General features: G+C 50.9%; 25 protein-coding genes and 2 tRNA genes. 16 read left to right on the top strand and 11 right to left on the bottom strand.

All coding sequences use genetic code 11. From position 1 onward, the window contains the following. Positions 1-63: 63 nt before the first annotated feature. From tyrS to anmK, 4 genes are all read right to left on the bottom strand, one after another. Entirely contained in the window at positions 64-1,338 is a 1,275-nt protein-coding gene (gene tyrS, locus GW579_RS00495; protein ID WP_152325738.1) for a tyrosine--tRNA ligase, read from the bottom strand. Between the two features lie 148 nt (positions 1,339-1,486). Then, positions 1,487-2,152 carry a pyridoxamine 5'-phosphate oxidase gene (gene pdxH, locus GW579_RS00490; protein WP_152325737.1) on the bottom strand — a complete coding sequence of 222 codons (666 nt, stop codon included), beginning with the start codon at positions 2,150-2,152 and terminating at the stop codon, positions 1,487-1,489. Between the two features lie 103 nt (positions 2,153-2,255). Continuing rightward, positions 2,256-2,567 carry an MliC family protein gene (locus tag GW579_RS00485; protein WP_152325736.1) on the bottom strand — a complete coding sequence of 104 codons (312 nt, stop codon included), beginning with the start codon at positions 2,565-2,567 and terminating at the stop codon, positions 2,256-2,258. Between the two features lie 84 nt (positions 2,568-2,651). Then, positions 2,652-3,770 (bottom strand): anhydro-N-acetylmuramic acid kinase, encoded by a 1,119-nt coding sequence (gene anmK / locus GW579_RS00480; RefSeq protein ID WP_165058651.1) that lies wholly within the window; start codon positions 3,768-3,770, stop codon positions 2,652-2,654. A 396-nt stretch (positions 3,771-4,166) separates the two neighbouring features. Here anmK and GW579_RS00475 point away from each other — a divergent pair, with 396 nt between their 5' ends. Further along, positions 4,167-4,637, top strand: a complete 471-nt coding sequence (locus tag GW579_RS00475; RefSeq protein ID WP_152325735.1) for an outer membrane lipoprotein — start codon at positions 4,167-4,169, stop codon at positions 4,635-4,637. 112 nt (positions 4,638-4,749) lie between these two features. Here the strand turns inward: GW579_RS00475 and slyA are convergent, their stop codons facing one another. Then, positions 4,750-5,184 (bottom strand): transcriptional regulator SlyA, encoded by a 435-nt coding sequence (gene slyA / locus GW579_RS00470; protein ID WP_152325734.1) that lies wholly within the window; start codon positions 5,182-5,184, stop codon positions 4,750-4,752. Between the two features lie 194 nt (positions 5,185-5,378). Here slyA and GW579_RS00465 point away from each other — a divergent pair, with 194 nt between their 5' ends. From GW579_RS00465 to GW579_RS00455, 3 genes are read left to right on the top strand one after another with little or no spacing between them, the layout of a single operon-like run. Beyond that, a complete protein-coding gene (locus GW579_RS00465) occupies positions 5,379-5,603 on the top strand; it encodes a DUF1656 domain-containing protein (RefSeq protein WP_152326335.1) in 225 nt (74 codons plus the stop codon). A gap of 2 nt (positions 5,604-5,605) precedes the next feature. Further along, positions 5,606-6,463, top strand: a complete 858-nt coding sequence (locus tag GW579_RS00460) for an efflux RND transporter periplasmic adaptor subunit (protein ID WP_165056914.1) — start codon at positions 5,606-5,608, stop codon at positions 6,461-6,463. A 9-nt stretch (positions 6,464-6,472) separates the two neighbouring features. Further along, positions 6,473-8,524, top strand: a complete 2,052-nt coding sequence (locus GW579_RS00455) for an FUSC family protein (protein ID WP_165056912.1) — start codon at positions 6,473-6,475, stop codon at positions 8,522-8,524. Positions 8,525-8,544: 20 nt separating this feature from the next. Here the strand turns inward: GW579_RS00455 and GW579_RS00450 are convergent, their stop codons facing one another. Together GW579_RS00450 and GW579_RS00445 are read right to left on the bottom strand one after the other, a co-directional pair. Next, positions 8,545-9,441, bottom strand: coding sequence for an aldo/keto reductase (locus GW579_RS00450; RefSeq protein WP_165056910.1), 897 nt, complete (start codon positions 9,439-9,441; stop codon positions 8,545-8,547). 132 nt (positions 9,442-9,573) lie between these two features. Further along, positions 9,574-9,813, bottom strand: a complete 240-nt coding sequence (locus GW579_RS00445) for a DUF1289 domain-containing protein (protein WP_152325730.1) — start codon at positions 9,811-9,813, stop codon at positions 9,574-9,576. Between the two features lie 402 nt (positions 9,814-10,215). Between GW579_RS00445 and nemA the strand changes: the two genes are divergently transcribed. From nemA to rnt, 3 genes are all read left to right on the top strand, one after another. Beyond that, positions 10,216-11,307 (top strand): alkene reductase, encoded by a 1,092-nt coding sequence (nemA, locus tag GW579_RS00440; RefSeq protein ID WP_152325729.1) that lies wholly within the window; start codon positions 10,216-10,218, stop codon positions 11,305-11,307. A gap of 162 nt (positions 11,308-11,469) precedes the next feature. Next, the gene (gene gloA, locus GW579_RS00435; RefSeq protein ID WP_152325728.1) at positions 11,470-11,877 is read left to right on the top strand and encodes a lactoylglutathione lyase; all 408 of its coding nucleotides are present in this window, start codon (positions 11,470-11,472) and stop codon (positions 11,875-11,877) included. A 136-nt stretch (positions 11,878-12,013) separates the two neighbouring features. Next, the gene (gene rnt / locus GW579_RS00430) at positions 12,014-12,697 is read left to right on the top strand and encodes a ribonuclease T (protein ID WP_152325727.1); all 684 of its coding nucleotides are present in this window, start codon (positions 12,014-12,016) and stop codon (positions 12,695-12,697) included. A gap of 112 nt (positions 12,698-12,809) precedes the next feature. Here the strand turns inward: rnt and GW579_RS00425 are convergent, their stop codons facing one another. Next, a complete protein-coding gene (locus GW579_RS00425) occupies positions 12,810-13,151 on the bottom strand; it encodes a Grx4 family monothiol glutaredoxin (RefSeq protein ID WP_015697793.1) in 342 nt (113 codons plus the stop codon). Between the two features lie 463 nt (positions 13,152-13,614). Here GW579_RS00425 and GW579_RS00420 point away from each other — a divergent pair, with 463 nt between their 5' ends. Next, entirely contained in the window at positions 13,615-14,517 is a 903-nt protein-coding gene (locus tag GW579_RS00420) for a C40 family peptidase (protein ID WP_165058649.1), read from the top strand. A gap of 164 nt (positions 14,518-14,681) precedes the next feature. Here the strand turns inward: GW579_RS00420 and cydH are convergent, their stop codons facing one another. After that, positions 14,682-14,771: a cytochrome bd-I oxidase subunit CydH gene (cydH, locus tag GW579_RS23930; protein WP_104922526.1), complete on the bottom strand. Its 90-nt coding sequence runs from the start codon at positions 14,769-14,771 to the stop codon at positions 14,682-14,684. Between the two features lie 333 nt (positions 14,772-15,104). Between cydH and purR the strand changes: the two genes are divergently transcribed. Further along, positions 15,105-16,130 (top strand): HTH-type transcriptional repressor PurR, encoded by a 1,026-nt coding sequence (gene purR, locus GW579_RS00410; protein WP_104922527.1) that lies wholly within the window; start codon positions 15,105-15,107, stop codon positions 16,128-16,130. 36 nt (positions 16,131-16,166) lie between these two features. Here the strand turns inward: purR and punR are convergent, their stop codons facing one another. Beyond that, positions 16,167-17,072: a DNA-binding transcriptional activator PunR gene (gene punR, locus GW579_RS00405; RefSeq protein WP_165056908.1), complete on the bottom strand. Its 906-nt coding sequence runs from the start codon at positions 17,070-17,072 to the stop codon at positions 16,167-16,169. A gap of 136 nt (positions 17,073-17,208) precedes the next feature. Here punR and punC point away from each other — a divergent pair, with 136 nt between their 5' ends. Beyond that, entirely contained in the window at positions 17,209-18,420 is a 1,212-nt protein-coding gene (punC, locus tag GW579_RS00400; RefSeq protein ID WP_165056906.1) for a purine nucleoside transporter PunC, read from the top strand. 360 nt (positions 18,421-18,780) lie between these two features. Beyond that, positions 18,781-19,932, top strand: a complete 1,152-nt coding sequence (gene cfa, locus GW579_RS00395) for a cyclopropane fatty acyl phospholipid synthase (RefSeq protein WP_165056904.1) — start codon at positions 18,781-18,783, stop codon at positions 19,930-19,932. A 109-nt stretch (positions 19,933-20,041) separates the two neighbouring features. On the opposite strand, the gene GW579_RS00390 is transcribed toward cfa, so the two are convergent. Continuing rightward, positions 20,042-20,695: a riboflavin synthase subunit alpha gene (locus tag GW579_RS00390; RefSeq protein ID WP_152325723.1), complete on the bottom strand. Its 654-nt coding sequence runs from the start codon at positions 20,693-20,695 to the stop codon at positions 20,042-20,044. Positions 20,696-20,949: 254 nt separating this feature from the next. Between GW579_RS00390 and GW579_RS00385 the strand changes: the two genes are divergently transcribed. From GW579_RS00385 to GW579_RS00365, 5 genes are all read left to right on the top strand, one after another. Next, positions 20,950-22,323 carry an MATE family efflux transporter gene (locus GW579_RS00385; RefSeq protein ID WP_165056902.1) on the top strand — a complete coding sequence of 458 codons (1,374 nt, stop codon included), beginning with the start codon at positions 20,950-20,952 and terminating at the stop codon, positions 22,321-22,323. 232 nt (positions 22,324-22,555) lie between these two features. Beyond that, positions 22,556-22,632, top strand: a tRNA-Val gene (locus GW579_RS00380). Between the two features lie 32 nt (positions 22,633-22,664). Further along, positions 22,665-22,741 (top strand) — tRNA-Val (locus GW579_RS00375). Between the two features lie 570 nt (positions 22,742-23,311). Beyond that, positions 23,312-24,724: a pyruvate kinase PykF gene (gene pykF, locus GW579_RS00370; protein ID WP_015697801.1), complete on the top strand. Its 1,413-nt coding sequence runs from the start codon at positions 23,312-23,314 to the stop codon at positions 24,722-24,724. Between the two features lie 293 nt (positions 24,725-25,017). Then, a complete protein-coding gene (locus GW579_RS00365) occupies positions 25,018-25,254 on the top strand; it encodes a major outer membrane lipoprotein (protein ID WP_013576093.1) in 237 nt (78 codons plus the stop codon). The last annotated feature ends 73 nt before the right edge of the window (positions 25,255-25,327 follow it).

Raw genomic sequence — 25,327 nt, 5'->3', positions numbered from 1 at the left:
AATAGCTGAGATCACAGGTCAAAACGGGGAGCATTTCGCTCCCCGTCGTGCCGGTCGTAAAACTTATGCCCAGAGCAGCAGGGTGTAGTTCTTTTTACCGCGACGCAGCAAGGTGTAGCGGCCAAACAGGCGGTCACTGTCAGTAAAACTGTACTCGGTGTCAGTCTGTTTTTCACCGTTAACGGACACGGCGTTTGACGAAATCATCGTACGCGCCTGACCTTTAGACGGCGCCATACCGGCGATCACCAGCGCCTGTTGCAGGTCGGTATCACGCGGGACTTCAAACAGCTCCAGACCGTCCTGCGCCAGCTGGCCGAAATCGACTTCGGTCATTTCGCTCAGGGAACCGGAGAACAGGCTTTGCGTGATACGTTTCGCGGCAGCCAGACCTTCTGCGCCATGAACCATGCTGGTCACTTCTTCGGCCAGAACGTATTGTGCACGCGGGGCTTTACCGCTGTTTTTATCTTCTTCTTCCAGCGCATTGATGTCTTCGATGCTCATGAAGGTGAAGAATTTCAGGAAGCGGTAAACGTCGGCATCTGCTGTGTTGATCCAGAATTGGTAGAATTTGTAAGGGCTGGTTTTCTTCGGATCCAGCCAGACTGCGCCGCCTTCGGTTTTACCGAATTTGGTACCGTCAGCTTTGGTGATAAGCGGAACGGTCAGGCCGAAGACCTGTTTCTGGTGCATACGGCGGGTTAAATCAATACCGGACGTAATGTTGCCCCACTGGTCGGAACCACCAATCTGCAGGACCACCTGATGGCGGTTGTACAGCTCGGAGAAATCGTAACCCTGCAACAGGTTATATGAGAATTCGGTGAAGGAGATGCCGCTGTCATCACGGTTCAGGCGCTGTTTCACCGCTTCTTTGTTGATCATCTGATTAACGGAGAAGTGTTTACCGATATCACGCAGGAAAGTCAGCACGTTCATGCCGCCAAACCAGTCGTAGTTATTCGCGGTAATGGCGCTGTTTTCGCCACAGTTGAAATCCAGGAACGGAGAAACCTGCTGGCGGATTTTCTCAACCCACTCGTTGACCGTTTCATTGGTATTCAGTTTACGTTCAGTGGCTTTAAAGCTCGGATCGCCGATAAGGCCGGTCGCACCGCCGACCAGCGCCACAGGTTTGTGGCCATTCAACTGGAAGCGTTTCAGGCACAGCAATGGCACCAGATGACCCAAATGCAAGCTGTCTGCGGTAGGATCGAAACCGCAATAGAGTGCAATTGGCCCTTGCGCCAGTTGCTCAGCTAACGCTTCTTCATCCGTTACCTGGGCAACGAGGCCCCGCTCTTGCAATTGTTTAATCAGGTTGCTGCTCGCCATCAAAGACTCCGTTTGTATGTACTGAATGTGTGCAGATTCATGTCTGACATCATGCCGAGCATGTGCCTTTTCTCTCACCTTTACGGGGAACGACATAGAATAAAGCGCTCGTCGTCCGAGCGCTAGGGAATCGCGTATTTTTTCATGGTTAGGGGGCGAGGCGGTCTATTTTCCAGCCAGTTTCTGTTTCTGCTTCATCGCGCTGATAGATAAACCGGTCGTGCAGACGATGTTCGCCGCCCTGCCAGAATTCCATCGAATCCACTTTCACGCGAAAACCGCCCCAGAAGCTGGGAAGCGGGACTTCGCCGTTGCTGAATTTTTGTTTGAGTTCGAGGAATTTGCTTTCCAGCACGCCGCGCGCGGAGATACGGCTCGACTGCTGCGATACCCAGGCGCCGATCTGGCTGTCTTTCGGGCGGCTGGTGAAATATTTCATGACTTCCAGCGTCGAGAGGCGTTCTGCCTGACCGAGGACGATGACTTGTCTGTCCAGCATATGCCACGGGAACAGCAGGCTGATGCGGGAATTGTTCGCTAACTGCTGCGCTTTGCGGCTGCCCAGATTGGTGTAGAACACCAGCCCTTTTTCGTCATAGTGCTTTAACAGAACGATACGCTGAAACGGTTGCCCGCGTTCGTCAACGGTCGCCACAACCATCGCCGTCGGATCCGCCAGACGCGCATCGCAGGCCTGCTTCAGCCAGTGTTCAAACAAAGGAAGCGGTTCGGGAGTTAGATCTGCGCGACGCAGCCCGCCGCGCGTGTATTCACGGCGCGAGTCCGCAATATCAAATTCTTTGTTATCAGCCATATGGATTCAAATGCGTCTCTGAGGAAGGTAAAACGCATTGTGCACCCGACGCGTCAGGATCTCAACGTTCCTGACGCAGGGTTTTGGAAAGCGGAAAGCGAGGCTATTTCTGGACGCAATCGTCGATAATGACGTTATCCCCGCGCTGGACGAAGGCCTGATTGCCTTTTGACCAGAAGGTATAGCGGCCATCGCTGTAACGGGTTCCTGAGGCGGCTTCGACCTGTTTGAGTTTCAGCTGCTCGCCATCCAGCACCATGCTTACCTGCTGTGCCGGTTTATCCAGCGTGACGGTCAGTGGCAACGTGCCGCACTGATAATGTAATTCTTCCGTCGGGCTTTCAGCCTGATGACTGAACTGGCTGCATCCTGCCAGCGTTAATCCGGCTAACGAAGCGATAATCGCCTTTTTCATGTGGTGCTCCCTGTAGGTTCTGGTTTACCTCCGTTATGTACCACGCCAGATGGCGTAGCACATTGAGATAAAACCGAGAACGCATCAGGGACGGCTTGAAACCACCGGATAAATCGCGCCAAGCACAGTTTCGCGGCTGGCACCGGTCACGGACGGCAAATTACCCGGCTGGCCGGATAACGTTCTGAATGCCAGCCACGCAAACGCCAGCGCTTCCATATCATCACCGCTGATACCACAGGAATCCGTAGTGCAGACTTCAGTGCCCGGCAACATCGCTGAAAGCCGCGCCATCAGTAACGGATTACGTGCGCCACCACCGCACACCATCAGGCGATCGCAGCCGCCGGTCAGCTGAACCTGTTCGGCGATGCTTACTGCCGTCAGTTCGGCCAGCGTGGCCTGAACATCTGCGGGGGCAATTTCCGGTGATCGCGCGAGCTGTTTTTCCAGCCACGCCATATTGAAATATTCACGCCCGGTGCTTTTCGGCGCAGGCTCCGCAAAATAGGGATCCGAGAGCATCTGTTGAAGCAGACGCAAATTGACCCGCCCCTGACCAGCCCATTCCGCACCTTTATCGTAAGGCCGGGCTTTATGACGCCAGATCCACGCATCCATCAGCATATTGCCCGGCCCGGTGTCATACCCGCGCACCGGTTGTCCCGGCAAAAGCATAGAGAGATTCGCAATGCCGCCTATGTTCAGGATCATCCTGCGCTCAGCAGCGTCAGACAGTAATGCCTGATGAAACGCCGGAACCAGCGGTGCGCCCTGCCCGCCCCACGCCATATCGCGGCGGCGGAAATCGCCCACGGTAGTAATACCGGTCATGGCCGCAATACGGTTGTTGTCGCCAAGCTGCATCGAAAAAGTGGTTTTGCCTTTAGGCTGATGCCAGACGGTCTGCCCGTGGCAGCCGATCGCTGTGACTTCGTCCGCAGAGATGTTGGCACTTTTCAGTAAGCCTAAAACTGCTTCGCCAAATAAAATTCCCAGCTGAGTATCGAGCTCGCCGACCTGTTCAAGCGTCACCTGTTGCCCCTGGCACATCCCCAGAATGGCATTTTTTAGCGCCAGAGGAATGGGATGAGAATAGCTCGCCTGCTGCGCCACCATGCGTTCGTCAATGGCGGCCAGCACAACATCAACACCATCGAGACTGGTGCCGGACATCACCCCGATATAGCGACCTGACTTCATAGTTAACATCCCCAACTCCTCAGGAAAAACGTCCGACAAAGTAATAGCCACAGAGTAATCGGTATTTAGAGAGCAGCGCCATGAGTTACTGAATTTTTTATTACGCCGTGTGATGACTTCGTGTTTTTCTTGTTACGGTTTTTTATTTTTAAAAATAGGTGCGCTGCAATAATCGCCAATAACAACATTAAGCCAGAAATTTTGATTTAACAGATGGCTGTCTAAAACTTAAACCTGCGTTTATTATTAGTTGAGTCCCTCTCCTGTATACTGGAGATAGTGAAGTGAATTTCTGTTATGACACCCTCGACACTGATGTTGAACTGTGTACTGTTTTTTCTCTGTTGCTGCCGCTACTCTGAAAGATGTGCAGTAGCATAAAAAAAGGAGCTCTTTATGATTAAGCGTTTACTCGTCGTCGCCCTTGCCGGTGCAACCCTTGCTGGCTGCGTCAACGATAATTCTCTGTCTGGCGATGTTTACTCCGCATCTCAGGCTAAGCAAATTCAACAAGTTACCTACGGGACTATCGTTTCTGCACGTCCAGTACAGATTCAGGGCGGAGATGATGCGAACATCGTCGGCGCTTTGGGCGGGGCTGTGCTCGGTGGCTTCCTGGGTAACACTGTCGGTGGCGGTACTGGCCGCAGCCTGGCAACCGCCGCTGGTGCTGTTGCCGGTGGTGTAGCCGGTCAGGGCGTTCAAAGTTCTCTTAACCGTTCAAACGGTGTGGAACTACAAATCCGTCGCGATGACGGCAGCACAATCCAGGTTGTTCAGAAAGCCGGACCGACCAAATTCAGCGTCGGTCAGCGTGTGAGCATGGCAAGCAGCGGCAGCACCATTACTGTCTCTCCTGGTGCCTGATAGCTTTCCCCGCAAAACAAAAAACCGAAGCCAATGGCTTCGGTTTTTTTTATGCGCCCTGCTTTTCCGGCAGAGCAAATACAACGCTGTGTGACGTAAAAAAACTCAATTCTTATGATTTGCTTTGCAGGGAAGCGATATTTTTTTCCAGCCGGGACAGCATCCCGCCCAGTTGTTCAATTTCTGCAGACGACATACCTGACAAAATTTCTTTGCGCGTGGAATCAATCACCGACTCCATTTCACTGATGATAGGTTCCGCTTCTTCAGTCAGCTTGATGCGTTTAGCACGGCGATCGCTGGCACAAGTCTGACGGGTAATCAGTTTCTTTTCTTCGAGCTGATCCAGCGTGCGGACCAGAGAAGGTTGTTCAATCCCAATGGCTTTTGCGAGCTGAATTTGAGACTGTTCAGGAGGTAACATATTGATATTGTGCAGTGTTACCCAATGTGTTTGCGTGAGTTCCAATGGTTTTAGCCGATCGTCAATCAACGCACGCCAGGCACGAACTAATCGTGCTAGATCTGACCCCAGATTCGATTCCAATTATCCCCTCCTTATAATTAGCATGCTAAGATAACTCCCCAGAGTTTAGCTTAGTTTTAGGAACTTTAATCGAGAAATTACAATTCTATATATAATGGTAGGTACTATTGCATCCGGAAGCGGGTCGCCTGCTTCCAAAGGTAAACTTGTTTATAACACAATCACTGGCAGAGATTAATATTGTGAATGCGCAAATGTTTCACTCAGGCTTCCCCTTACCGGATCTGGTCCTGGGTGCCTCACTTTATTTCCCCCCAATGTTCAAAGCATTTTTACTGGGGCTGGTTTTCTGGCTTCTGATACACCGGGTTCTGCGTGATTGGATTTATTCTGGTGAAGTGTGGCATCCCACCCTGATGGATTTATCCCTTTTTGTTATCTCTATTTGTGCCGCACTGATGCTTATGGTGAACATCTAAAAATGAAATTTAAGACACTCAAATATTTCTCAACCGTGCTGGTTTTTGCGGTCGCTATATGTGCGGGCTGGTGGATGTGGAATTACTATATGCAATCGCCGTGGACGCGAGACGGCAAAGTTCGCGCCGAAATTGTCGACATCACGCCTGAGGTTTCCGGACGGATTATCGACATCAATATCCATGATAATCAGTTCGTAAAAAGCGGAGACCCACTGTTCAGCCTGGATCCGGTCCCTTTCAGGATCGCTGTCGATAATGCACAGGCGGCGCTGGCAAAAGCGGCGGCAGATCTAGCCAAAGCAGAGCATGAGGCAACGCGCCGTCGCGGTCTGGGCACTAACGTTATTTCTGCCGAGTCGCTGGATGAATCGAATATCAGCGCCAAAGCTATGCAGGCTGCTTATCAGGCTGCGCAGGCGTCCTTAGAACAGGCAAAATGGAATCTGAGTAAAACCAATATTGTCGCGCCGACTGACGGTTATATAACCAACCTGCAAACCCGCAAAGGGAATTACGCCACCACGGGCACTCCGCTGGTGGGGCTGGTAGATATTCATTCTTTTTACGTACTCGGCTATTTCGAAGAGACGAAACTAAAAAGTATTCGCGAAGGCAGCCAGGCTGATATCACTTTATTTAACGGGAATATTCCGCTTCAGGGGCGCGTCGAAAGTATTGGCCGCGCCATTTATGACCAGAGCCTGGATACGCCGTCGGATTTACTGATGAACGTGAAACCTAATGTGCCGTGGGTTCGTCTTGCACAGCGCGTTCCGGTGCGGATTAAGCTGGAAAATGTCCCCGAACATGTCGTTCTGGTGGCGGGTACCACCTGCACTATTTCCATCCGTGATTAAGGCCCTGCCGTGAATCTTTCCTGGCTCGAGTGGAAAAATACGCCGTGGGGCAAAGCGACCGGCGGCCAATGGCGATACGCATTGCGCAATTCTATCGCCATGATCCTGGCGCTGTATATCGCCTTTGAATTCCAGATGGATGAGCCTTACTGGGCACTGACCTCCGCGGCAGTCGTGAGTTTCCCCACCGTTGGCGGCGTTATCAGTAAAAGTATCGGACGTATTATTGGCAGCCTGCTGGGGGCGGTGGGCGCAGTTTTTATCGCCGGACACTGTCTGAATGAGCCGTGGCTGTTTACGTTTTCTATCGCCGCCTGGCTGGGCGTCTGTACGTATATTTCCAACCACTATCAAAATAACGTTTCGTACGCCTTCGCGCTGGCCGGTTATACCGCGGCGATCATCGCGTTTTCGACCGTAGACGTGACCGACACGACGCAGATTTTTGATATCGCTCAGGCACGCGTCGGGGAAGTGATCACCGGTATTTTGTGCGGCGGTTTCATGATGATGGTTCTGCCGAGCACCTCTGACGGCGACGCCCTGCTCACTTCCCTGCGAAAAATGCACACACAGTTGCTGGAGCACGCGCAGTTGTTGTGGCGGGCCGAAATCAATGAGCAGATCCGTACTTCGCATGAAGGATTGATCGGGCAAATCCTGACCATGAATCTGCTGCGCATTCAGGCTGTCTGGAGCCATTACCGCCTGCGCCGTCAGAACAACGTTCTCAATTATTTGCTGCATCAGCAACTGCGCATGACAAGCTACATTTCCAGCCTTCGCCGGATGCTGCTGAACTGGCCCCATCCGCCGGAAAATCTGGCCGACGTATTAACCGTTTTACTCGATGAACTCCGCAAACCGGACACCGATAAATATAGGCTATCAAAAATCCTTCAGTGCATTAAGCCTCATGACAACGCAGATTTTCGCCATCAGGCATTCTGGAAGCGGCTGCGTGATTTTTGCTGGCTTTATTTGCGCAGTGAACGCTGGTTGCGCCGCGTTGAAAAGGCCAATGCCGCAGAAGCAGAAATGCTGCAACCACCAAGAATCAGCCATCTCGCTCAGCATACTGACACTGTTGAAGCTGCTTATAACGGTCTGCGGACGTTCCTGTGTATTGTTATCGGATGTGCGTTCTGGATGACCACGCAATGGGATTCCGGTGCCGGTGCAGTGGCGCTGACCGCCGTCAGTTGCGTGCTTTATTCCTCAACCGCATCGCCCATCGGCAGCATCACGCTGTTAATTAAATCGCTCGGCCTGTTATTCATTGGCTGTTTTTTACTGAAATTCGGCCTGATGGTACAAATCGATAATTTCTGGGTGTTCTGCGCGTTCTTCCTGCCGATGCTGGTGACCATGCAGATGATGAAGCTGCAATACAAAAGGTACGCCGGATTGTGGGGCCAGATGATCGTGTTTATGGGCTCGTTTCTGGCCGTCACAAACCCGCCGGACTTTGATTACGGATCGTTTATGAATGACGGCGTCGCCAAAATTGCGGGCGTCATGCTGGCGGGGATCGCGTTCCAGGTTTTACGCCCAAGTTCGGATAAACGTAAAAGCCGTCGCATTATTCGCGCCCTGCGCCGCGACTTTATGGATCAGCTCAGCCGTAAACCTTCTCTGAGCCATTTCCAGTTTGAATCCCTGATTTACCACCGGATGAATCAGCTGAATCAGAGTAAAGACCAGATCTCGCGTACCTGGCTGCTGCGCTGGGGGGTGGTGCTGCTCAATTGCAGTCACATCGTCTGGCAGCTACGCGAATGGGAAACGCGATCCGACCCGCTTTCTGCGGTACGTGATGTCTGTATTCATTGTCTGAAAGGCGTGATGACGGAGCGTGGCGTCAGCCATGCAAATCTGGATGGTACGCTGGCTGAATTACTGCGTATGAGTGAATCACTGGCGCATCATCCTGAACCGGCGGCGCGCGATCTGGCGGGAGTGATCTGGCGTTTATATTGCTCGCTGTCACAGCTGCAACAGGCGATTTCAACGGATGACGGCCCGGCGGATCCTGCGCTTGCTGCCACAAAACCCGCCTGACCGTTAAGACTCAAAACGGGTTACGGAACATCGTAACCCAGAGCCGCTTTACGGATGCGGAACCACTGCTGGCGCGTCATCTCAAGCGATAATGATTTCAGTGCTGACGCCACGCGTTCGATTTTGCCCGAACCGATAATCGGCAACGGCTGTGAAGGCAGACGCATCACCCACGCATAAACCACCTGTTCAATGGTGTCTGCACCGGTTTCATTGGCCACGGCCTGAAGCTCGTCACGCAGCGGCTGGAATTCTGCCTCGCTGAACAGACGACCGCCGCCCAGACAGGACCACGCCATCGGTTTGATACGCAGCTGCTGGCAGAGATCTAAGGTTCCGTCGAGAATAGCGGGCTGATGAATCGGAGAAATTTCTACCTGATTGGTGACCAGTGAGAACGGCAGGCGCGACTGCAAAAGGCTGAACTGCGCTGGCGTAAAATTGGAGACACCAAAGTGTTTCACTTTGCCGCTTTTATGCAACTGCGTGAACGCTTCTGCCACTTCGTCGGCATCCATCAGCGGATCAGGGCGGTGGATCAGCAGTAAATCCAGAGAATCCGTATGGAGATTGCTCAGGGATTTCTCAGCGCGTTCAACGATATATTTATGATCGGTAATGTAGTGACCAATCTTGTTGTCAGGGTTTGCTTTAGTCGCGATACCGCATTTGCTCACCAGCTGCATTTTTTCGCGCAACGACGGTTTCAGACGCAGAGCCGCACCAAACGCCGCCTCACACTGATAATCGCCATAAATATCCGCATGGTCGGCGGTCGTGATACCCAGCTCGATATGCTGCTCCATAAACGCCAGAACCTGCTGCGGCGTCATATTCCATTCCATCAGACGCCAGTATCCGCAAATCAGTTTTGAAAAAACCGGGCCTTGCGGCGAAATCGGAGTACGTGCTTCCATTATGATTCCCTTAAGTTTTTCGTATTTTCAAGCGACAGAATACACAACGTCTGTGATGCTGTATTGATGCGAAGCGGAAGAATTGCAAAGAAGCAGACCGCCATCACGACCCTGACAATCTGCGTTACGTATTCAGAACAGTTCGGGTTGTTCCGGCAGCGGTTCGTCCGGCTGTTTTCCGGCACGTTGCTGGCGCGCTAAACGTTGCTGACATAAGCGCAGCACGTGGCGTTTTTCCGCATCGGTCATTTTCATCCAGCCAAAACGTTCTTCGCGGCTGCGCAGGCAACCACGGCAATAACCACGTTCATCGGCCTGACAAATTCCACGGCACGGACTGGGGATGTCGAAAAACTCAAGCTGCTGGGCCACACGCCCTCCGCAAATAACGGTGAACTTTTATTCAAGACGTTTTCTCGCCATCCCGCAAGATGATTTATCACCCGATGTCTCAATCTTCAAATATCTGCAACACGGCGCTGTTACCTTACGCGTGGCTGTTTATTCTGTCTGAAAACAGCCCTACTGTTTCCCCGACATCGATAAGAAAACAGATGTTTGCCCTCACCTCAGCCGGCACCCGCCGGCTCTTTTTTCTTCATTTTTCGCCCGCACAGTGATACTACGCAGGGTAAGTTTTTTCGAAAAGGCACCGTGCGCGTAGTCACAAGCGCCCCGGATACGATAGAAAGAGCCATGAATAAACGGTCGTATGCGGGGAGTGCGCTCCATAATGTCATACCGATCAATCCCATAATTTCGGAGTTACTCAAAATGACTAAGCTTTTCACCCCTCTTGTTGTTGGTAAAAACACTCTGCCAAACCGCGTGTTTATGGCTCCACTGACCCGCCTGCGCAGCATTGAACCGGGTGATATCCCGACGCCGCTGATGGGTGAATATTACGCACAGCGCCACAGCTCCGGCCTTATCATCACCGAAGCGACACAAGTTTCCTTCCAGGCGAAAGGTTACGCGGGCGCACCCGGCCTGCACACGCCGGAACAGGTTGCGGCCTGGAAAAAAATTGTTGCCGGCGTGCATCAGAAAAACGGCCACATCGCCGTACAGCTTTGGCACACCGGCCGCATTTCGCACAACAGCGTTCAGCCTGACAACCAGACGCCGGTTGCGCCCTCAGCGGTCAATCCTAATACGCGTACCAGCCTGCGTGATGAGCAAGGCCACGCCATTCGCGTCGATTGCCCGACACCGCGCGCGCTGGAGCTGAGTGAAATCCCAGGCATCGTGAATGATTTCCGTCACGCAGCAGCCTGTTCAGCAGAAGCCGGTTTTGATTACATCGAACTGCACGCGGCGCACGGTTATCTGTTGCACCAGTTCATGTCTCCGGCCTCTAACCTGCGTGAAGACCAGTACGGCGGCAGCATTGAAAACCGTACGCGCCTGACGCTCGAAGTGGTAGACGCCGCCATTGACGCCATCGGAGCTGATCGCGTCGGTATCCGTATTTCCCCGATGGGCCCGTTCAACGGCCTCGACAACGGTCAGGATCAGGAAGAAGCGGCAATCTATCTGCTGGATGAACTTAACAAACGTAAACTGGCCTACCTGCACATTTCAGAACCTGACTGGGCGGGCGGCAAACCTTACACCACAGAATTCCGCGAAGTGATCCGCGCGCATTATCAGGGCGTGATTGTCGGTGCCGGTGCGTATACCGCAGAAAAAGGCGAAGAGCTGATCGAAAAAGGTTACATCGATGCCGTGGCGTTTGGCCGCAGCTACATCGCCAACCCGGATCTGGTCGAGCGCCTGAAATCACATGCGCCACTCAATGAACCAAAACCTGAAACCTTCTACGGCGGCGGTGCTCAGGGCTATACCGATTACCCAACGCTGTAATCAATAATAAATTTTTACACCTTCTTTGCGGCAGCCGATGCCCTCCGGTTGCCGCTTTTTTTGGTCAGTCATTCAGCAACTGATTGCCGTTTTACGGACAAAACGGTCACTATCAGTTAGGCTTGAAATAATAATCATCATGCTGCGAATAAAGAGGAAATTATGCGTTTACTCCATACCATGCTTCGCGTCGGCGATCTGCCGCGTTCAATCAGCTTTTATACCGACGTTTTAGGCATGCGACTGCTGCGTACCAGCGAAAATACAGAGTACAAATATTCACTGGCCTTCGTGGGTTACACCGAAGAAAGTGAAGGCGCCGTGATCGAGCTGACCTACAACTGGGGCGTAGACAGCTACGACATCGGTACCGCCTATGGTCACATCGCGCTGGGCGTAGATAACGTTGCGCAAACTTGCGAAGACATCCGTAATGCGGGCGGTAAAGTGACGCGTGAAGCGGGCCCGGTTAAAGGCGGTTCAACCATCATCGCGTTCGTGGAAGATCCGGATGGCTACAAAATTGAATTGATCGAATCCAAACATGCCGGTCAGGGTCTGGGAAATTAATCCTTTGCAATAATGGCCTTAACCGCTGACAGGGGCGCTGATGCGCCCTTTTTTATTGCCAATTTCTCCGTGCCCCTGTAACGGGTGACAAAATTTGTCATAATGCGCGCTGAATTCGATGAAGATTAAGAAGCTAATGGCCGAGAATAGTGACATTAACGCCCTGAAAGGTCGTTTTCGTGGTTTTTATCCCGTGGTGATTGATGTGGAAACCGCCGGATTTAATGCCAAAACTGATGCCCTGCTGGAAATTGCCGCGATCACGCTGAAAATGGATGAGGACGGCTGGCTGCAAAGCGACGAGACCGTACACTTCCACGTTGAGCCTTTCGAAGGCTCGGTGCTGGTGCCGGAAGCGCTGGCTTTCAACGGTATTGATCCGACCAACCCGTTGCGTGGTGCGGTCAGTGAATACGAAGCGCTGCACGAGATTTTCAAAGTTATCCGCAAAGGGATGAAAGAACAGAACTGTAACAGGGCGATTATCGTGGCGCATAACGCCAATTTTGACCACAGTTTCCTGATGGCCGCTGCCGAACGTGCGGGGCTAAAACGCAATCCTTTCCATCCGTTTGCCACCTTTGATACCGCCGCGTTAAGCGGGCTGGTGCTCGGGCAAACCGTGCTGGCGAAGGCCTGTATCAGCGCCGGTATCGTGTTTGACAGCAGTCAGGCGCATTCCGCCCTGTACGACACTGAACGCACAGCAGAACTGTTTTGCGAGCTGGTGAATCGCTGGAAACGCCTCGGCGGCTGGCCGCTGGCACTGTCTGCGGATGAAAACGAAGTGGAAGAAGCACCGGAAGAAAATCAGCAATAATTTTCGCGGCTTTCATGCAGTCGAAATGACAAATAAAAAGAGCGACATAATGTCGCTCTTTTTTTACCGGTAACCCCGGGTCAGGCTGCCGGTATTTCTGAATCGCCCTGAATTACTCTTCAGAGGATTTGTATTTCTCAGCCGTTTCTTTGATCAGCTGTTGCAGTTCACCGCGCTGGAACATCTCAACCACGATGTCGCAACCGCCAACCAGCTCACCATCAACCCACAGCTGCGGGAACGTTGGCCAGTTAGCAAATTTTGGCATCTCAGCACGAATATCCGGGTTCTGCAGGATATCAACGTAAGCGAAACGCTCGCCACACGCAGACAGCGCCTGAACAGCCTGTGCTGAAAAACCGCAGCTTGGCAGTTTTGGAGAACCTTTCATGTACAGCAGAATCGGGTTTTCAGAAACTTGCTTCTGAATTTTTTCAATCGTTGGAGTGGTCATTTCTTGCTTCCTCAAGCCGGTACAGGCTGTCACGGTCATTACTCTTCACGCGCAGCACACAGAGACGGTGTGCAATCACAATGCTTTCTATTGTAACGATGGCTGCCACCAGATAAAAACGCCAATTTTTGTGGGGTCTTTCTCAATACTGGCATTTCGCTAAACAATCTTCTGCGCTTGCGTTCAGGTTCACATATTTAAAGATTCATCGAGAATAACATTTTTGCCGTTCCACGATAATGTCAGATTTGCAAAATCCCATTCTTTAACTTAAATAATAACATGATGAAAAGTGGTTATTTTTTTGACTAAAAATGGCGGTTATTTCGACATAAAAAAAGCTATTAACTTTTTCTCACAATATGATCTAGAATCGAGGCAATTCGTGCTTTTTTGTCTCGTTCTTTTAGGCAATACTCTGACATCCCTGATGTTTAACCCTACCACTCATGGTAACGAAGCTATGCGCTTACTGTTCACGCTTTTTGTGCTGCTCTTTACCCAGCTGTTTCTGAATATGGCTCATGCGTCGCCACAGACTCGTGTCGCGGCCGACCAGCGAAAGAGTCATGTTAACCAGGTCACGCCGGAAGAACGCCGAAAGCGAAAAACGGCAGCCGCGAAAACCAGCAAGAAAACCAAAGTCGCGCCGGTTTCAGAACCTAAAACTCAGGAAAAAAATTCGAAGAAGAAAGTCAAAAGCACCGAACTGGTTAAGCGAAAGACGTCTTCTGAAAAAACAGTAAAAACGACGCGGGCCGAGAGTAAAAAAGAAAAAACACTCAAGACAACCCGGGCCGAGGCGAAAGCAGGGAAGGAAACGAAAAACCGCTCTCTCGCTAAAAACAGCAGTGAAAAGGCCAGTAAAAAAGAAGCGTATGGCCGCCACCGCAAAGGCAAAAAGTTACGTGAAGAAGACAGTAAACCGATAACGCTCAGCGCAACACACAAGAAACGTTATCAGCACGCACAACAAACCGCGATGACCAAGCTGATGCACCAGGTCGGCAAACCTTACCGCTGGGGCGGAACGTCACCGAATACAGGTTTCGATTGCAGCGGACTGGTTTACTACGCATACAAAGATTTGATCCGTATTAAAATGCCCCGCACAGCGAATGAAATGTACCACTTGCGCGATGCGGCCCCGGTCAAACGGGGTGAATTAGAATCCGGCGATCTGGTTTTCTTCCGGATTAATAACCGCGGCGCCGCAGACCATGTCGGTGTTTACGTAGGAAACGGGAAGTTTATCCAGTCACCGCGCACCGGCGAAGACATTAAGATCACCTCACTGGGTGACGATTACTGGCAAGATCATTATGTAGGCGCACGACGGGTAATGACCCCTAAGACGATCCGATAATAAACAATTCGTTAAGTCTGAAGTTTCGCTAATCAGCCATTGAATAGCATTTAACGAAGAGTTTCTGCAGGGAAGAGTATCGGCGGAATGGGTGACTGCGTAAAATTGAAAAGGGCGATTCCTGTTATAGGTAATCGCCCTTTTTATTGCGGCTTTCGCGCAAATCAGTTCATCACTGCGGTGAAACTGAAAGCAATAATCACGAGCAAAGCGCAGACCGTAGTGATCAAAGAAAATTTCAGGTTGCTGTCCATTAAACCCCCTTACGGATCAAATTGTGGCGTTCGTATAGCCACACTGAATGTGTGCCAACGCATTTTCTCATAATTCGCATTGAAAATCTTGTGCTGAATGACACCAGGTTCATGACAATTTTACTTCCACTTTCCTGCATTATAAGTGAAAATTGTCGGTTACCACGCCTGTGTGCCGGTCGATTTCACCCGAGAGCATTTCACGCCTCACTCTGAAGAATCCACCCAACGATTTCACTGCCCTTTTCGAAGTCAGCAGTTAAATCCACGCAAGCAAACGATTAACATAATGCTAACGTGCTGAAACACGTGAGCACAGGAGTCATTTTTTACATGGCAACGATTAAAGATGTCGCAAAGCGCGCTGGCGTTTCCACCACAACCGTGTCGCACGTCATCAATAAAACCCGTTTCGTCGCCGAAGAAACCCGAGCCGCGGTTCTCCTTGCAATCAAAGAGTTGCACTATTCTCCCAGCGCTGTGGCACGTAGCCTGAAGGTCAATAACACCAAAACAATCGGTCTGCTGGCAACGTCCAGTGAAGCGCCCTACTTCGCCGAAGTGATTGAGGCCGTGGAGAACAGCTGTTTCTCAAAAGGCTATACGCTGATTTTGTGTAACTCACACAATAATCTGGAGAAGCAACAGGCCTACCTGCAAATGCTGGCGCAAAAACGCGTCGACGGTTTACTTGTGATGTGCGCGGAGTATCCGGACGAATTGCTGAATATGCTTGAAGAATACCGCTCTATCCCGATGGTTGTGATGGACTGGGGCGAAGCGCGTAAGAATTTCACCGACAGCATTATCGATAACGCGTTTGAAGGCGGCTATATGGCCGGACGTTATCTGATTGAACGCGGTCATCGCGATATCGGCGTGATCCCTGGGCAACTGGCGCGAAACACCGGCGGCGGCCGTTTCCAGGGCTTTGTGAAAGCACTGACGGAAGCCAATATTCCTCTTCGTGAAGAATGGGTCGTTCAGGGCGACTTTGAGCCGGAATCGGGCTATCAGGCCATGCACAAAATTCTGATGCAGAAAAACCGCCCGACGGCTGTATTCTGTGGCGGTGACGTGATGGCGATGGGGGCAATCTGTGCCGCCGATGAACTGGGCCTGCGCGTACCGCAGGATATTTCCGTGATTGGCTATGATAACGTGCGTAACGCGCGCTATTTCTCACCGGCACTGACGACAGTTCATCAGCCAAAAGAACGTCTGGGCGAAATGGCCTTTACCATGCTGCTGGACAGAATTATCAGCAAACGCGAAGAGTCGCAGACCATTGAAGTGCATCCCAAACTGGTTGAGCGCCGTTCCGTGGCCGACGGCCCGTACCGCGATTACCGCCGTTAACTTTCAATAAACGCCTGTGCCACAGGCGTTTTTTTGTCAGTCGCGCAACCATTCCCGGTTCATCGTTTCCGTGTCTCCCATGTATTCCAGCAGCCACGCCAGCGAAGGCGACGGATTGCTCTGATCCCACGTCAGGCAGCACGGGCTGTCCGGAAAGGTATTTTCCAGCGACAGTACCTGTAATTTTTGCTGTTCAATCAAGGGTGTCACGCGGTGAACCGGCATCATGCCAACACATAAACCTTCGTTCAGACATTCCAATGCACACGTCCAGTCGGGAACCACCAGCCGCCGCTGGTTATCCAGCGTCCAGGTATCGCGTTTCGGCAATGTACGCGATGTATCTTCCAGGCAAAGCGCCGGATAAGGCCGTAACTGATCGTCACTCAGTATTCCCTGCGTCTGGGCCAGCGGATGTTGCGCGCTGACCACACAATGCCAGTCCATAAAACCCATATCGCGGAAATTGAACCGTCCACCGACGGGGATCGCCCGCGTCGCGCCGATGGCGACATCCGCCCGCCCGTCGACCAGCGCGTCCCAGACACCGTTAAAGACTTCCGAATGAATGATGAGTTCGGTATCAGGGAAATGGCGATAGAAATCCAGCACCAGCCGCCGTGTCCGCGCAGGTTTAACGATACGGTCAACGGCAACCCGTAATTCTCCGCGCCAGCCATTGGCGACCTGCTGACACTGGCGGCGGGTCGCTATCATTTTTTTTGTCAGAACCCGCGCTTCGTCGACAAAAACTTTACCGGCAGGAGTCAGAATAACGTCGCGATGTCTGCGTTCAAACAACGGAACGGCCAGCCATTGTTCAAGCTGGCGAACGGTGTAGCTGATGGCAGAAGGAACCCGGTGCAAGTCCTGCGCGGCAGCGCTAAAACTGCCTGTTCGGGCGACGGCATCGACCACTTCAAGAGCATATTCTGACCACATCGTTTAGCCTTCAATATTTTTGATAGCAGATTGCAAATATTAGCGTTTCACAAGCCTGTTATCAAAGCGTTAAACTCCGCATCCGATACGATTTCCGCGTCAAATCATCTGCAATAAATAAATTAAAGAGACAATAATGAAACCCTCACTTGGATTTATGCTCTATCTTGCCGGGCTGAGCATGCTTGGCTTTTTAGCGACCGATATGTACCTTCCGGCCTTCAGCGCGATGCAAAGCAGCCTGATGACCAGCCCGGGCATGATCAGCGCCAGCCTGAGTATTTTCCTTGGCGGCTTTGCCATCGGTCAGCTGTTATGGGGGCCGTTGTCCGACAAGATTGGCCGCAAGCCGGTATTGCTGATCGGCTTAGCGCTCTTTGTCGTCGGTTGTCTGGGCGTGCTGTGGGTTGAGAATGTCCGCGCCCTGCTGGCGCTGCGTTTCCTGCAAGCTGTCGGCGTCTGTGCCGCCGCCGTCACCTGGCAGGCGCTGGTGGTAGATCGCTTTTCTGCCGATGTTGCTAAAAAAACCTTTGCCAGCATCATGCCACTGGTTGCGCTTTCCCCTGCTCTGGCACCTTTGCTGGGCGCCTGGGTTCTCAACCATTTTGACTGGGAAGCGATTTTCGTTCTGCTGACCGCCGTAGCCGTTATCTTGCTTATCACCACGTCCACACTGCGCGAAAATGCGCCAGAGGTTCATGCTCCTGCTGATAAAACCGGTTTCGCGAAACTTCTCGCTTCCCGGGTTTACAGCGGTAACGTGATGATTTATGCCGCCTGCTCTGCCGGCTTTTTCGCGTGGCTGACCGGTTCCCCGTTTATTCTCAGCGACATGGGGTATTCGCCGGGTGTGATTGGCCTGAGCTATGTTCCACAGACCATTGCTTTCCTTCTTGGCGGTTTTGGGTGTCGTGTGCTGATCAGCAAAACGGATGGGAATAAGATCCTGCCGTGGCTGCTGACAGGTTATGGCGTCAGTGTGGCGGGTTTGTTCGGCGTGGCTATATTTACTGATGCGAGTTTGGTGAGTCTGTTAATTCCGTTCTGCCTGATGGCTTTGGTGAATGGCGCGATTTATCCCATTGTCGTCGCAAATGCATTAATGCCATTTCCTGCTAATACAGGTAAGGCCGCGGCGTTGCAAAATACACTGCAGTTGGGTCTATGTTTCCTCGCGAGTTTGCTGGTTTCCGCATTTATTGTGCAACCACTCATGGCGACAGTCACCACGATGCTGTCTACACTACTGTTGGTAGTTTTAGGCCGCTGGCTGTCACTGCGTCAGGAAGAAGTGCAATCCGGTGAACAGGAACCGGTGCAGAAACAGCAGGCACGGAATGCAAACTAATAGTGATAATGACTTTAAGTAACAATCACTTAATGGACATTTACATTCGTAGTGATTAACTATTGAGAATGCCAGCCAGCGAGCCTATACTCAACTGAACCCAGTAAAATAGCATTTTTACAATACTTTTATTACATAGTTAGCGTCGGCGCGAGGTTCGCGTCACACTATTTATTCTGGTTCGTTTTTCAAGGATGATTTTCCTGCCCACATTTTGTGTGCAGGCGTTCTTCTAATTTCCTCTGTTGGTGTCGAATATCGGACGTGGCGCAAGTCGTCTGTTCTCATAAAGACCTGCAAAAATAGCCTTTGCTTTTCCCGGCAGGTTAATAAGTCAGAAGAGAAAGTGATGGAGAAGCTATGAGTTCATCGTGTATAGAAGACCAAAGCATTCAGGACAATCAGTGGTATCGGATAGTCAGTGAAATGCTGGCTACGGCAGACATCCAGGTTAACGGTAATCGCCCTTTCGACCTTAAAGTAAAAAACACTGACTTCTTCAAGCGTGTTTTACAGGAAGGTTCTTTGGGTCTGGGTGAAAGTTATATGGATGGTTGGTGGGAATGCGAGCGCCTTGATATATTTTTCCAGCGCGTTCTCCGTGCCGGTTTGGAAAATAAACTCCCCCACCATTTTAAAGACACACTACGTATCGCAGCAGCACGCCTCACCAATCTGCAGTCCCGTAAACGGGCGTGGATCGTCGGGAAAGAACATTACGATTTGGGTAATGATTTATTTACCCTGATGCTCGACCCGTATATGCAATATTCCTGCGGCTACTGGAAAGATGCCACGACGCTTGAAGAAGCGCAGGAAGCTAAACTCAAAATGATCTGCGATAAACTGCAACTGAAACCGGGCCAGCGTTTGCTCGATATCGGCTGCGGCTGGGGTGGATTATCTGAGTTTGCAGCCCGCAATTATGGCGTCAGCGTGGTTGGCGTTACGATTTCTGCCGAGCAACAAAAGCTGGCCCAGAAACGCTGCGAAGGCCTGGACGTCACCATTTTGCTACAGGATTACCGCGATCTTAACGATCAGTTCGACCGTGTTGTTTCCGTCGGTATGTTCGAGCATGTGGGCCCCAAAAATTATGAGACCTACTTTAATGTCGCCCGACGTAACATCAAACCTGACGGCATTTTCCTGCTGCACACCATCGGTTCTAACAAAACAGATCTGAGTGTCGATCCGTGGATAGATAAATATATCTTTCCAAATGGCTGCCTGCCGTCTGTCCAGCAAATTGCTCGAAACAGCGAATCATTATTTGTGATGGAAGACTGGCACAATATCGGCGCAGATTATGATCGTACTCTGATGGCCTGGAATGAACGTTTCCAGAAACACTGGCCTGAACTGGCAGAGCGTTACGGCGACCGCTTTCACCGGATGTTCACCTATTATCTGAATGCCTGTGCTGGTGCTTTCAGAGCCCGTGATATTCAGCTCTGGCAAGTTGTGTTCAGCCCTGAAGGTGTGGATGGTGGGATGCGCGTGCCGCGCTAATTCGCAGAATTCTTTTACCACGCTTTAAAAGCAAAAAACCGGACGTTCATGTCCGGTTTTCTTTTTGGTTTTTCTTTTTGGTTCCTGTTAACGCACGTGCTGAAAATGATTATTCAGCCTTTTCGTTCATCGCCTGCGCAGTGGCGATTGCGGCTTCGCGGCTGGCCAGCACACGTTCAACCGTATCGACGATGGCCTGCGTTTGCGGATCAATTTCAATATTAATTTTATCCCCGAGACGCTTAGTGCCCAGCGTGGTTCTTTGCAGCGTTTCAGGAATTAAATGCACACAAAAACGGGTGCGGGTCACCTCCCCGATGGTCAGGCTGATACCATCAATCCCGATATATCCTTTATGTAAAACATATTTCATTAAATCTTCATGCGGCATGCGGAACCAGATTTGACGGTTATTTTCTGACGTCAGAATCTTCGCCACTTCGGCAGTACAAATAATATGTCCGGACATTAAATGCCCGCCAATTTCGTCATTAAAACGCGCAGCGCGCTCCAGATTGACCTGATCGCCAACATTCAGATCGCCGAGATTGGTCAGACGCAGGGTTTCTTTCATTAGATCGAAACTGACTAAATTCCCCTTCACTTCTGTGACAGTCAGACAACAACCGTTGTGCGCGACAGAAGCCCCCAACTGGAGGTTATCAAGCATATCCTCAGGCAGGCGCACTACATGGGTACGGAAATTCGGTTTTTCGTCAATGGACACGACCGTTCCGGTTCCCTGAACTATTCCGGTAAACATAGCCTATTCCTCAATGTTTAAATCTGCTGTATTAAGACGACGCTAAGGTCAGTTTGCCGCAGAATTAAATGAAAGCCAAATCTCTGCGGACAAAAATAGTCTGGTATTGACGGATTTCATTATTTAACCGGTCATTAACAGCATTGTTTGCTTAAAAATATTGAAGATGTACAATCTTCTGGCTATTTTCCGCTCTTAAATGCCGTCACGCGTGGCGTTTTTTATTCAATATAATCAACAAAAAAGGTGTATCAGTGCAGAAGTACCTTGCAGAGGCGCGGGTATTGTTGGCGCTTGCGATCCCGGTCATCCTTGCGCAGGTCGCTCAGACCGCCATGGGCGTTGTCGATACCATTATGGCCGGTTCAGTCAGTGCCACCGATATGGCTGCGGTTGCCGTCGGCACCTCCATCTGGCTGCCCGCGATTCTATTCGGCCATGGTTTATTACTTTCACTGACGCCCACGGTTGCTCATCTGAACGGCGCCGGTCGCCGCGAAAAAATCGGCCATCAGATCCAGCAGGGATTCTGGCTGGCTTCCGGCGTTTCCGTGCTGATCATCATCGTCTTGTCCCAATGTGATCATCTCATCGGCCTGATGCACAACATCGATCCTGAACTGAGAGAAAAAGCTGTCGGATATTTGCACGCCATCATGTGGGGTGCGCCGGGCTATTTATTCTTTCAGGTATTGCGCGATCAGTGCGAAGGCTTGTCAAAAACGAAACCCGGTATGGTCTTCGGGTTTATCGGGCTGCTGGTGAATATTCCCGTTAACTACATTTTCATCTACGGGAAATTTGGCGCGCCGGCCCTCGGCGGCGTGGGTTGTGGTGTGGCAACCGGCACGGTTTACTGGGTCATGTTCTTCATGATGCGATTTTACGTGCGCCGCAATTATACGATGCGCGATATCGTTGCCCCTTCCCGCTTTGCAAAACCTGACTGGCCGACGCTGCGCCGTCTGATTCAGCTCGGGATGCCAATTGCGCTGGCGCTGTTCTTTGAAGTGACGCTGTTTGCGATTGTCGCTCTGCTGGTTTCACCGCTAGGCATCGTGGCCGTCGCCAGCCATCAGATCGCACTTAATGTTGGCTCACTGATGTTTGTGATCCCCCTTTCGCTGGGCGTTGCTGCGACGATCCGCGTCGGCTCGCGGCTCGGTGAGTCTTCGGTAGAAGGCGCCAAAGTGGCGGCTTACACCAGTATTCTGACCGGCATTATGATGGCCTGTTGTACAAGCATGGCCGCCATCATTTTCCGTGAACATATCGCGTCACTTTATAATGACAATGTCGAAGTGGTGACGCTTGCGTCTCACCTGCTGATATTTGCCGCACTGTTCCAGATTTCAGATGCAATTCAGGTGATCGGCAGCGGCGTACTGCGCGGATATAAAGATACGCGTTCGATCTTCTATATTACGTTTGTCGCGTATTGGGTGCTGGGATTGCCGGTGGGCTATGTGCTCGGGCTGACGGATCTGCTGGTGCCGCAAATGGGGCCAAGCGGATTCTGGTGCGGCTTCATTCTGGGTCTGACTTTTGCGGCGGTCATGATGACGTTTCGTATGCGCTGGTTACAAAAACAACCCTCATTTACTATTTTACAAAAAGCAGGCCGCTGATCTGATTTGGGATTGCATGGTTTGAAATTCCGCTCGCGGCGAATGTGATGCAGCGCGCGGAAAATTTCGTCATCTGACCGGCCGTTATGCCTAAAAAAACAACGCAATGCGCATTCGCTCGGCAATCACTCACAATATGACAGTAAAATGTCTTTTTTCCCTTGCCAGCATTCAGAGAGGTCGCTAATATTCGTCCCCGTCGCCGACACTGGCTGACACCGAAGAAAACGATGCGTCCGTAGCTCAGTTGGTTAGAGCACCACCTTGACATGGTGGGGGTCGGTGGTTCGAGTCCACTCGGACGCACCATTCTTCTTCAAAGCTTTACCGTTGCACATTGTGCGTCCGTAGCTCAGTTGGTTAGAGCACCACCTTGACATGGTGGGGGTCGGTGGTTCGAGTCCACTCGGACGCACCAAAGCAACGTTCTCTCTCCTCCCGCTGTTTTACATTTTCCCTGAACACTTCCAGTTTCTGAGTAAATCGGATTTGAATTATCCGTTCACCATACTTCTGAGTTTTGAATCGCTCCGCCGTCATCCGTTTGTATTTTTTTAAGATTATTTCTCAAATGTGGCATTTTCGAAGGTACCGTGACGAAACTGTTATGCCTTCGGGTTTTTGCTCTGCCCGCTTTGGATAATTGCGCAACAAAGCTCTGTCATCTGCCCTAAGCTTGCGCAGCATCACGTTTTTTATTTGGTTTCCCGCCCCGTTCCCCCCTATAATACGCATCGTCTCTTCGATTGAATGGTTTCAGCCCCTTGATCTGTCGATATCGCACTTATAAAAGCGTGACCACTCCAGTAGCGATGATAAATCGCACAAATCGCTATGCTTTGGCTGAACTTAATACACCATTCCTTTCACAGTCTTCTACGCTTAGTAATGATTTGATTCAACCAGGCAACACCTCAATTCCGCGCGGGCAGCCATGCTGTCAGGCAAACACTTTTCCAATCCATCACAACTTGTAGATAAAATCGTCATGAAAAAGACCAAAATTGTTTGTACCATCGGGCCGAAAACCGAATCCGAAGAAATGCTGACCAAACTGCTTGATGCAGGCATGAACGTTATGCGTCTGAACTTCTCTCACGGTGATTACGAAGAGCACGGTCAGCGCATCCAGAATATCCGCAATGTTATGGCTAAAACCGGTCATAAAGCAGCAATCCTGCTGGACACCAAAGGTCCAGAAATCCGTACCATGAAACTGGAAGGCGGCAAAGACGCTTCCCTGGTTGCGGGTCAGACTTATACCTTCACTACCGATCAGAGTGTTATTGGTAACACCGAACGTGTTGCTGTGACCTATCAGGGTTTCGCTGCTGACCTCAAAATTGGTAACACAATTCTGGTCGACGATGGTCTGATCGGCATGGAAGTCACTAACGTCACTGAAACTGAAGTGACCTGTAAAGTGCTGAATAACGGCGACCTGGGCGAAAACAAAGGCGTTAACCTGCCGGGCGTTTCTATCGCACTGCCAGCGCTGGCTGAAAAAGACAAACGTGACCTGATCTTCGGTTGTGAGCAAGGCGTTGATTTCGTCGCCGCTTCCTTCATCCGTAAACGTTCTGACGTTCTGGAAATCCGTGAACACCTGAAAGCACACGGTGGCGAACACATTCAGATCATCTCCAAAATCGAAAACCAGGAAGGCCTGAACAACTTCGACGAAATCCTCGAAGCTTCAGACGGCATCATGGTTGCTCGTGGTGACCTCGGCGTTGAAATCCCTGTTGAAGAAGTTATCTTCGCGCAGAAGATGATGATTGAAAAATGTAACCGCGCACGCAAAGTGGTCATCACCGCAACGCAGATGCTCGATTCCATGATCAAAAACCCACGCCCTACCCGCGCAGAAGCCGGCGACGTCGCTAACGCCATCATCGACGGTACCGATGCCGTTATGCTGTCTGGTGAAAGTGCGAAAGGTAAATATCCGCTGGAAGCTGTAACCATCATGGCTACCATTTGCGACCGTACTGACCGTGTGATGCAGAGCCGTATCGATGGCCAGAATGAAAACCGTAAGCTGCGTATCACCGAAGCTGTTTGCCGTGGCGCTGTAGAAACCGCAGAAAAACTGGATGCTCCGTTGATCGTTGTTGCAACCAGCGGTGGTAAATCTGCTAAAGCTGTGCGTAAATACTTCCCGCACGCCACTATCCTGGCTCTGACCACTAATGAAATCACTGCCCGTCAGTTGATCCTCACCAAAGGTGTTGTCACTCAGCTGGTAAAAGAAATTGCCTCTACTGATGATTTCTACCGTATCGGTAAAGAAGCTGCGATCGAAAGTGGTCTGGCTCAGAAAGGCGATATCGTTGTGATGGTTTCTGGCGCGCTGGTACAAAGCGGCACAACCAATACTTCTTCGGTGCATGTTGTTTAATTAAAAACGTGACCCAAGGCATTAATAGACGTTGCATAATGCAGCGTCTATTTCTTCAAAAAGGCTCTTCTTACTTAAAAAGTGCTAAAAGCAGTAGCAGCAAAATTGGGATAAGTCCCATGGAATAAGGCTGTTTTCGCTGCAATTTTTAACTTTTTCGTAAAAAAAGATGCTTCTTTGAGCGAACGATCAAAATATAGCGTTTACCGGCAAAAAATTATTCTCATTAGAAAATAGTTTGTGTAATACTTGTAACGCTACATGGAGATTAACTTAATCTAGAGGGTTTTATAATGAATCGCACTAAACTGGTACTGGGCGCTGTAATCCTGGCTTCAACTATGCTGGCTGGTTGTTCAAGCAACGCTAAAATCGATCAACTGTCTTCAGACGTTTCTACTCTGAACTCTAAAGTTGACCAACTGAGCAACGACGTGAACGCAATCCGTTCTGACGTTCAAGCAGCTAAAGACGATGCAGCTCGCGCTAACCAACGTCTGGACAACCAAGCTCACGCTTACAAGAAGTAATATTTACTTCTCTAGTTCAATGGCGCACTCAGTGCGCCATTTTTTTTGCCTGTCATTCCGGCATGTTCCCTAC

The organism is Rahnella contaminans (assembly GCF_011065485.1).
Taxonomy (GTDB): Bacteria; Pseudomonadota; Gammaproteobacteria; order Enterobacterales; family Enterobacteriaceae; genus Rahnella; species Rahnella contaminans.
Note: the sequence above shows the minus strand (reverse complement) of the source record. Positions and strands in the feature narration are given on the sequence as shown.

What these genes read in the sequence shown, in the direction of transcription:
- tyrS (WP_152325738.1), bottom strand. Translation starts at nt 1,338, where the DNA reads ATGGCGAGCAGCAACCTGATTAAACAATTGCAAGAGCGGGGCCTCGTT.
- punC (WP_165056906.1), top strand. Translation starts at nt 17,209, where the DNA reads ATGAAACCCTCACTTGGATTTATGCTCTATCTTGCCGGGCTGAGCATG.
- GW579_RS00475 (WP_152325735.1), top strand. Translation starts at nt 4,167, where the DNA reads ATGATTAAGCGTTTACTCGTCGTCGCCCTTGCCGGTGCAACCCTTGCT.
- pdxH (WP_152325737.1), bottom strand. Translation starts at nt 2,152, where the DNA reads ATGGCTGATAACAAAGAATTTGATATTGCGGACTCGCGCCGTGAATAC.
- GW579_RS00390 (WP_152325723.1), bottom strand. Translation starts at nt 20,695, where the DNA reads ATGTTTACCGGAATAGTTCAGGGAACCGGAACGGTCGTGTCCATTGAC.
- anmK (WP_165058651.1), bottom strand. Translation starts at nt 3,770, where the DNA reads ATGAAGTCAGGTCGCTATATCGGGGTGATGTCCGGCACCAGTCTCGAT.
- nemA (WP_152325729.1), top strand. Translation starts at nt 10,216, where the DNA reads ATGACTAAGCTTTTCACCCCTCTTGTTGTTGGTAAAAACACTCTGCCA.
- GW579_RS00365 (WP_013576093.1), top strand. Translation starts at nt 25,018, where the DNA reads ATGAATCGCACTAAACTGGTACTGGGCGCTGTAATCCTGGCTTCAACT.
- purR (WP_104922527.1), top strand. Translation starts at nt 15,105, where the DNA reads ATGGCAACGATTAAAGATGTCGCAAAGCGCGCTGGCGTTTCCACCACA.
- gloA (WP_152325728.1), top strand. Translation starts at nt 11,470, where the DNA reads ATGCGTTTACTCCATACCATGCTTCGCGTCGGCGATCTGCCGCGTTCA.
- cfa (WP_165056904.1), top strand. Translation starts at nt 18,781, where the DNA reads ATGAGTTCATCGTGTATAGAAGACCAAAGCATTCAGGACAATCAGTGG.
- GW579_RS00425 (WP_015697793.1), bottom strand. Translation starts at nt 13,151, where the DNA reads ATGACCACTCCAACGATTGAAAAAATTCAGAAGCAAGTTTCTGAAAAC.
- pykF (WP_015697801.1), top strand. Translation starts at nt 23,312, where the DNA reads ATGAAAAAGACCAAAATTGTTTGTACCATCGGGCCGAAAACCGAATCC.
- GW579_RS00485 (WP_152325736.1), bottom strand. Translation starts at nt 2,567, where the DNA reads ATGAAAAAGGCGATTATCGCTTCGTTAGCCGGATTAACGCTGGCAGGA.
- GW579_RS00420 (WP_165058649.1), top strand. Translation starts at nt 13,615, where the DNA reads ATGCGCTTACTGTTCACGCTTTTTGTGCTGCTCTTTACCCAGCTGTTT.
- rnt (WP_152325727.1), top strand. Translation starts at nt 12,014, where the DNA reads ATGGCCGAGAATAGTGACATTAACGCCCTGAAAGGTCGTTTTCGTGGT.
- punR (WP_165056908.1), bottom strand. Translation starts at nt 17,072, where the DNA reads ATGTGGTCAGAATATGCTCTTGAAGTGGTCGATGCCGTCGCCCGAACA.
- GW579_RS00450 (WP_165056910.1), bottom strand. Translation starts at nt 9,441, where the DNA reads ATGGAAGCACGTACTCCGATTTCGCCGCAAGGCCCGGTTTTTTCAAAA.
- GW579_RS00465 (WP_152326335.1), top strand. Translation starts at nt 5,379, where the DNA reads ATGTTTCACTCAGGCTTCCCCTTACCGGATCTGGTCCTGGGTGCCTCA.
- GW579_RS00460 (WP_165056914.1), top strand. Translation starts at nt 5,606, where the DNA reads ATGAAATTTAAGACACTCAAATATTTCTCAACCGTGCTGGTTTTTGCG.
- cydH (WP_104922526.1), bottom strand. Translation starts at nt 14,771, where the DNA reads ATGGACAGCAACCTGAAATTTTCTTTGATCACTACGGTCTGCGCTTTG.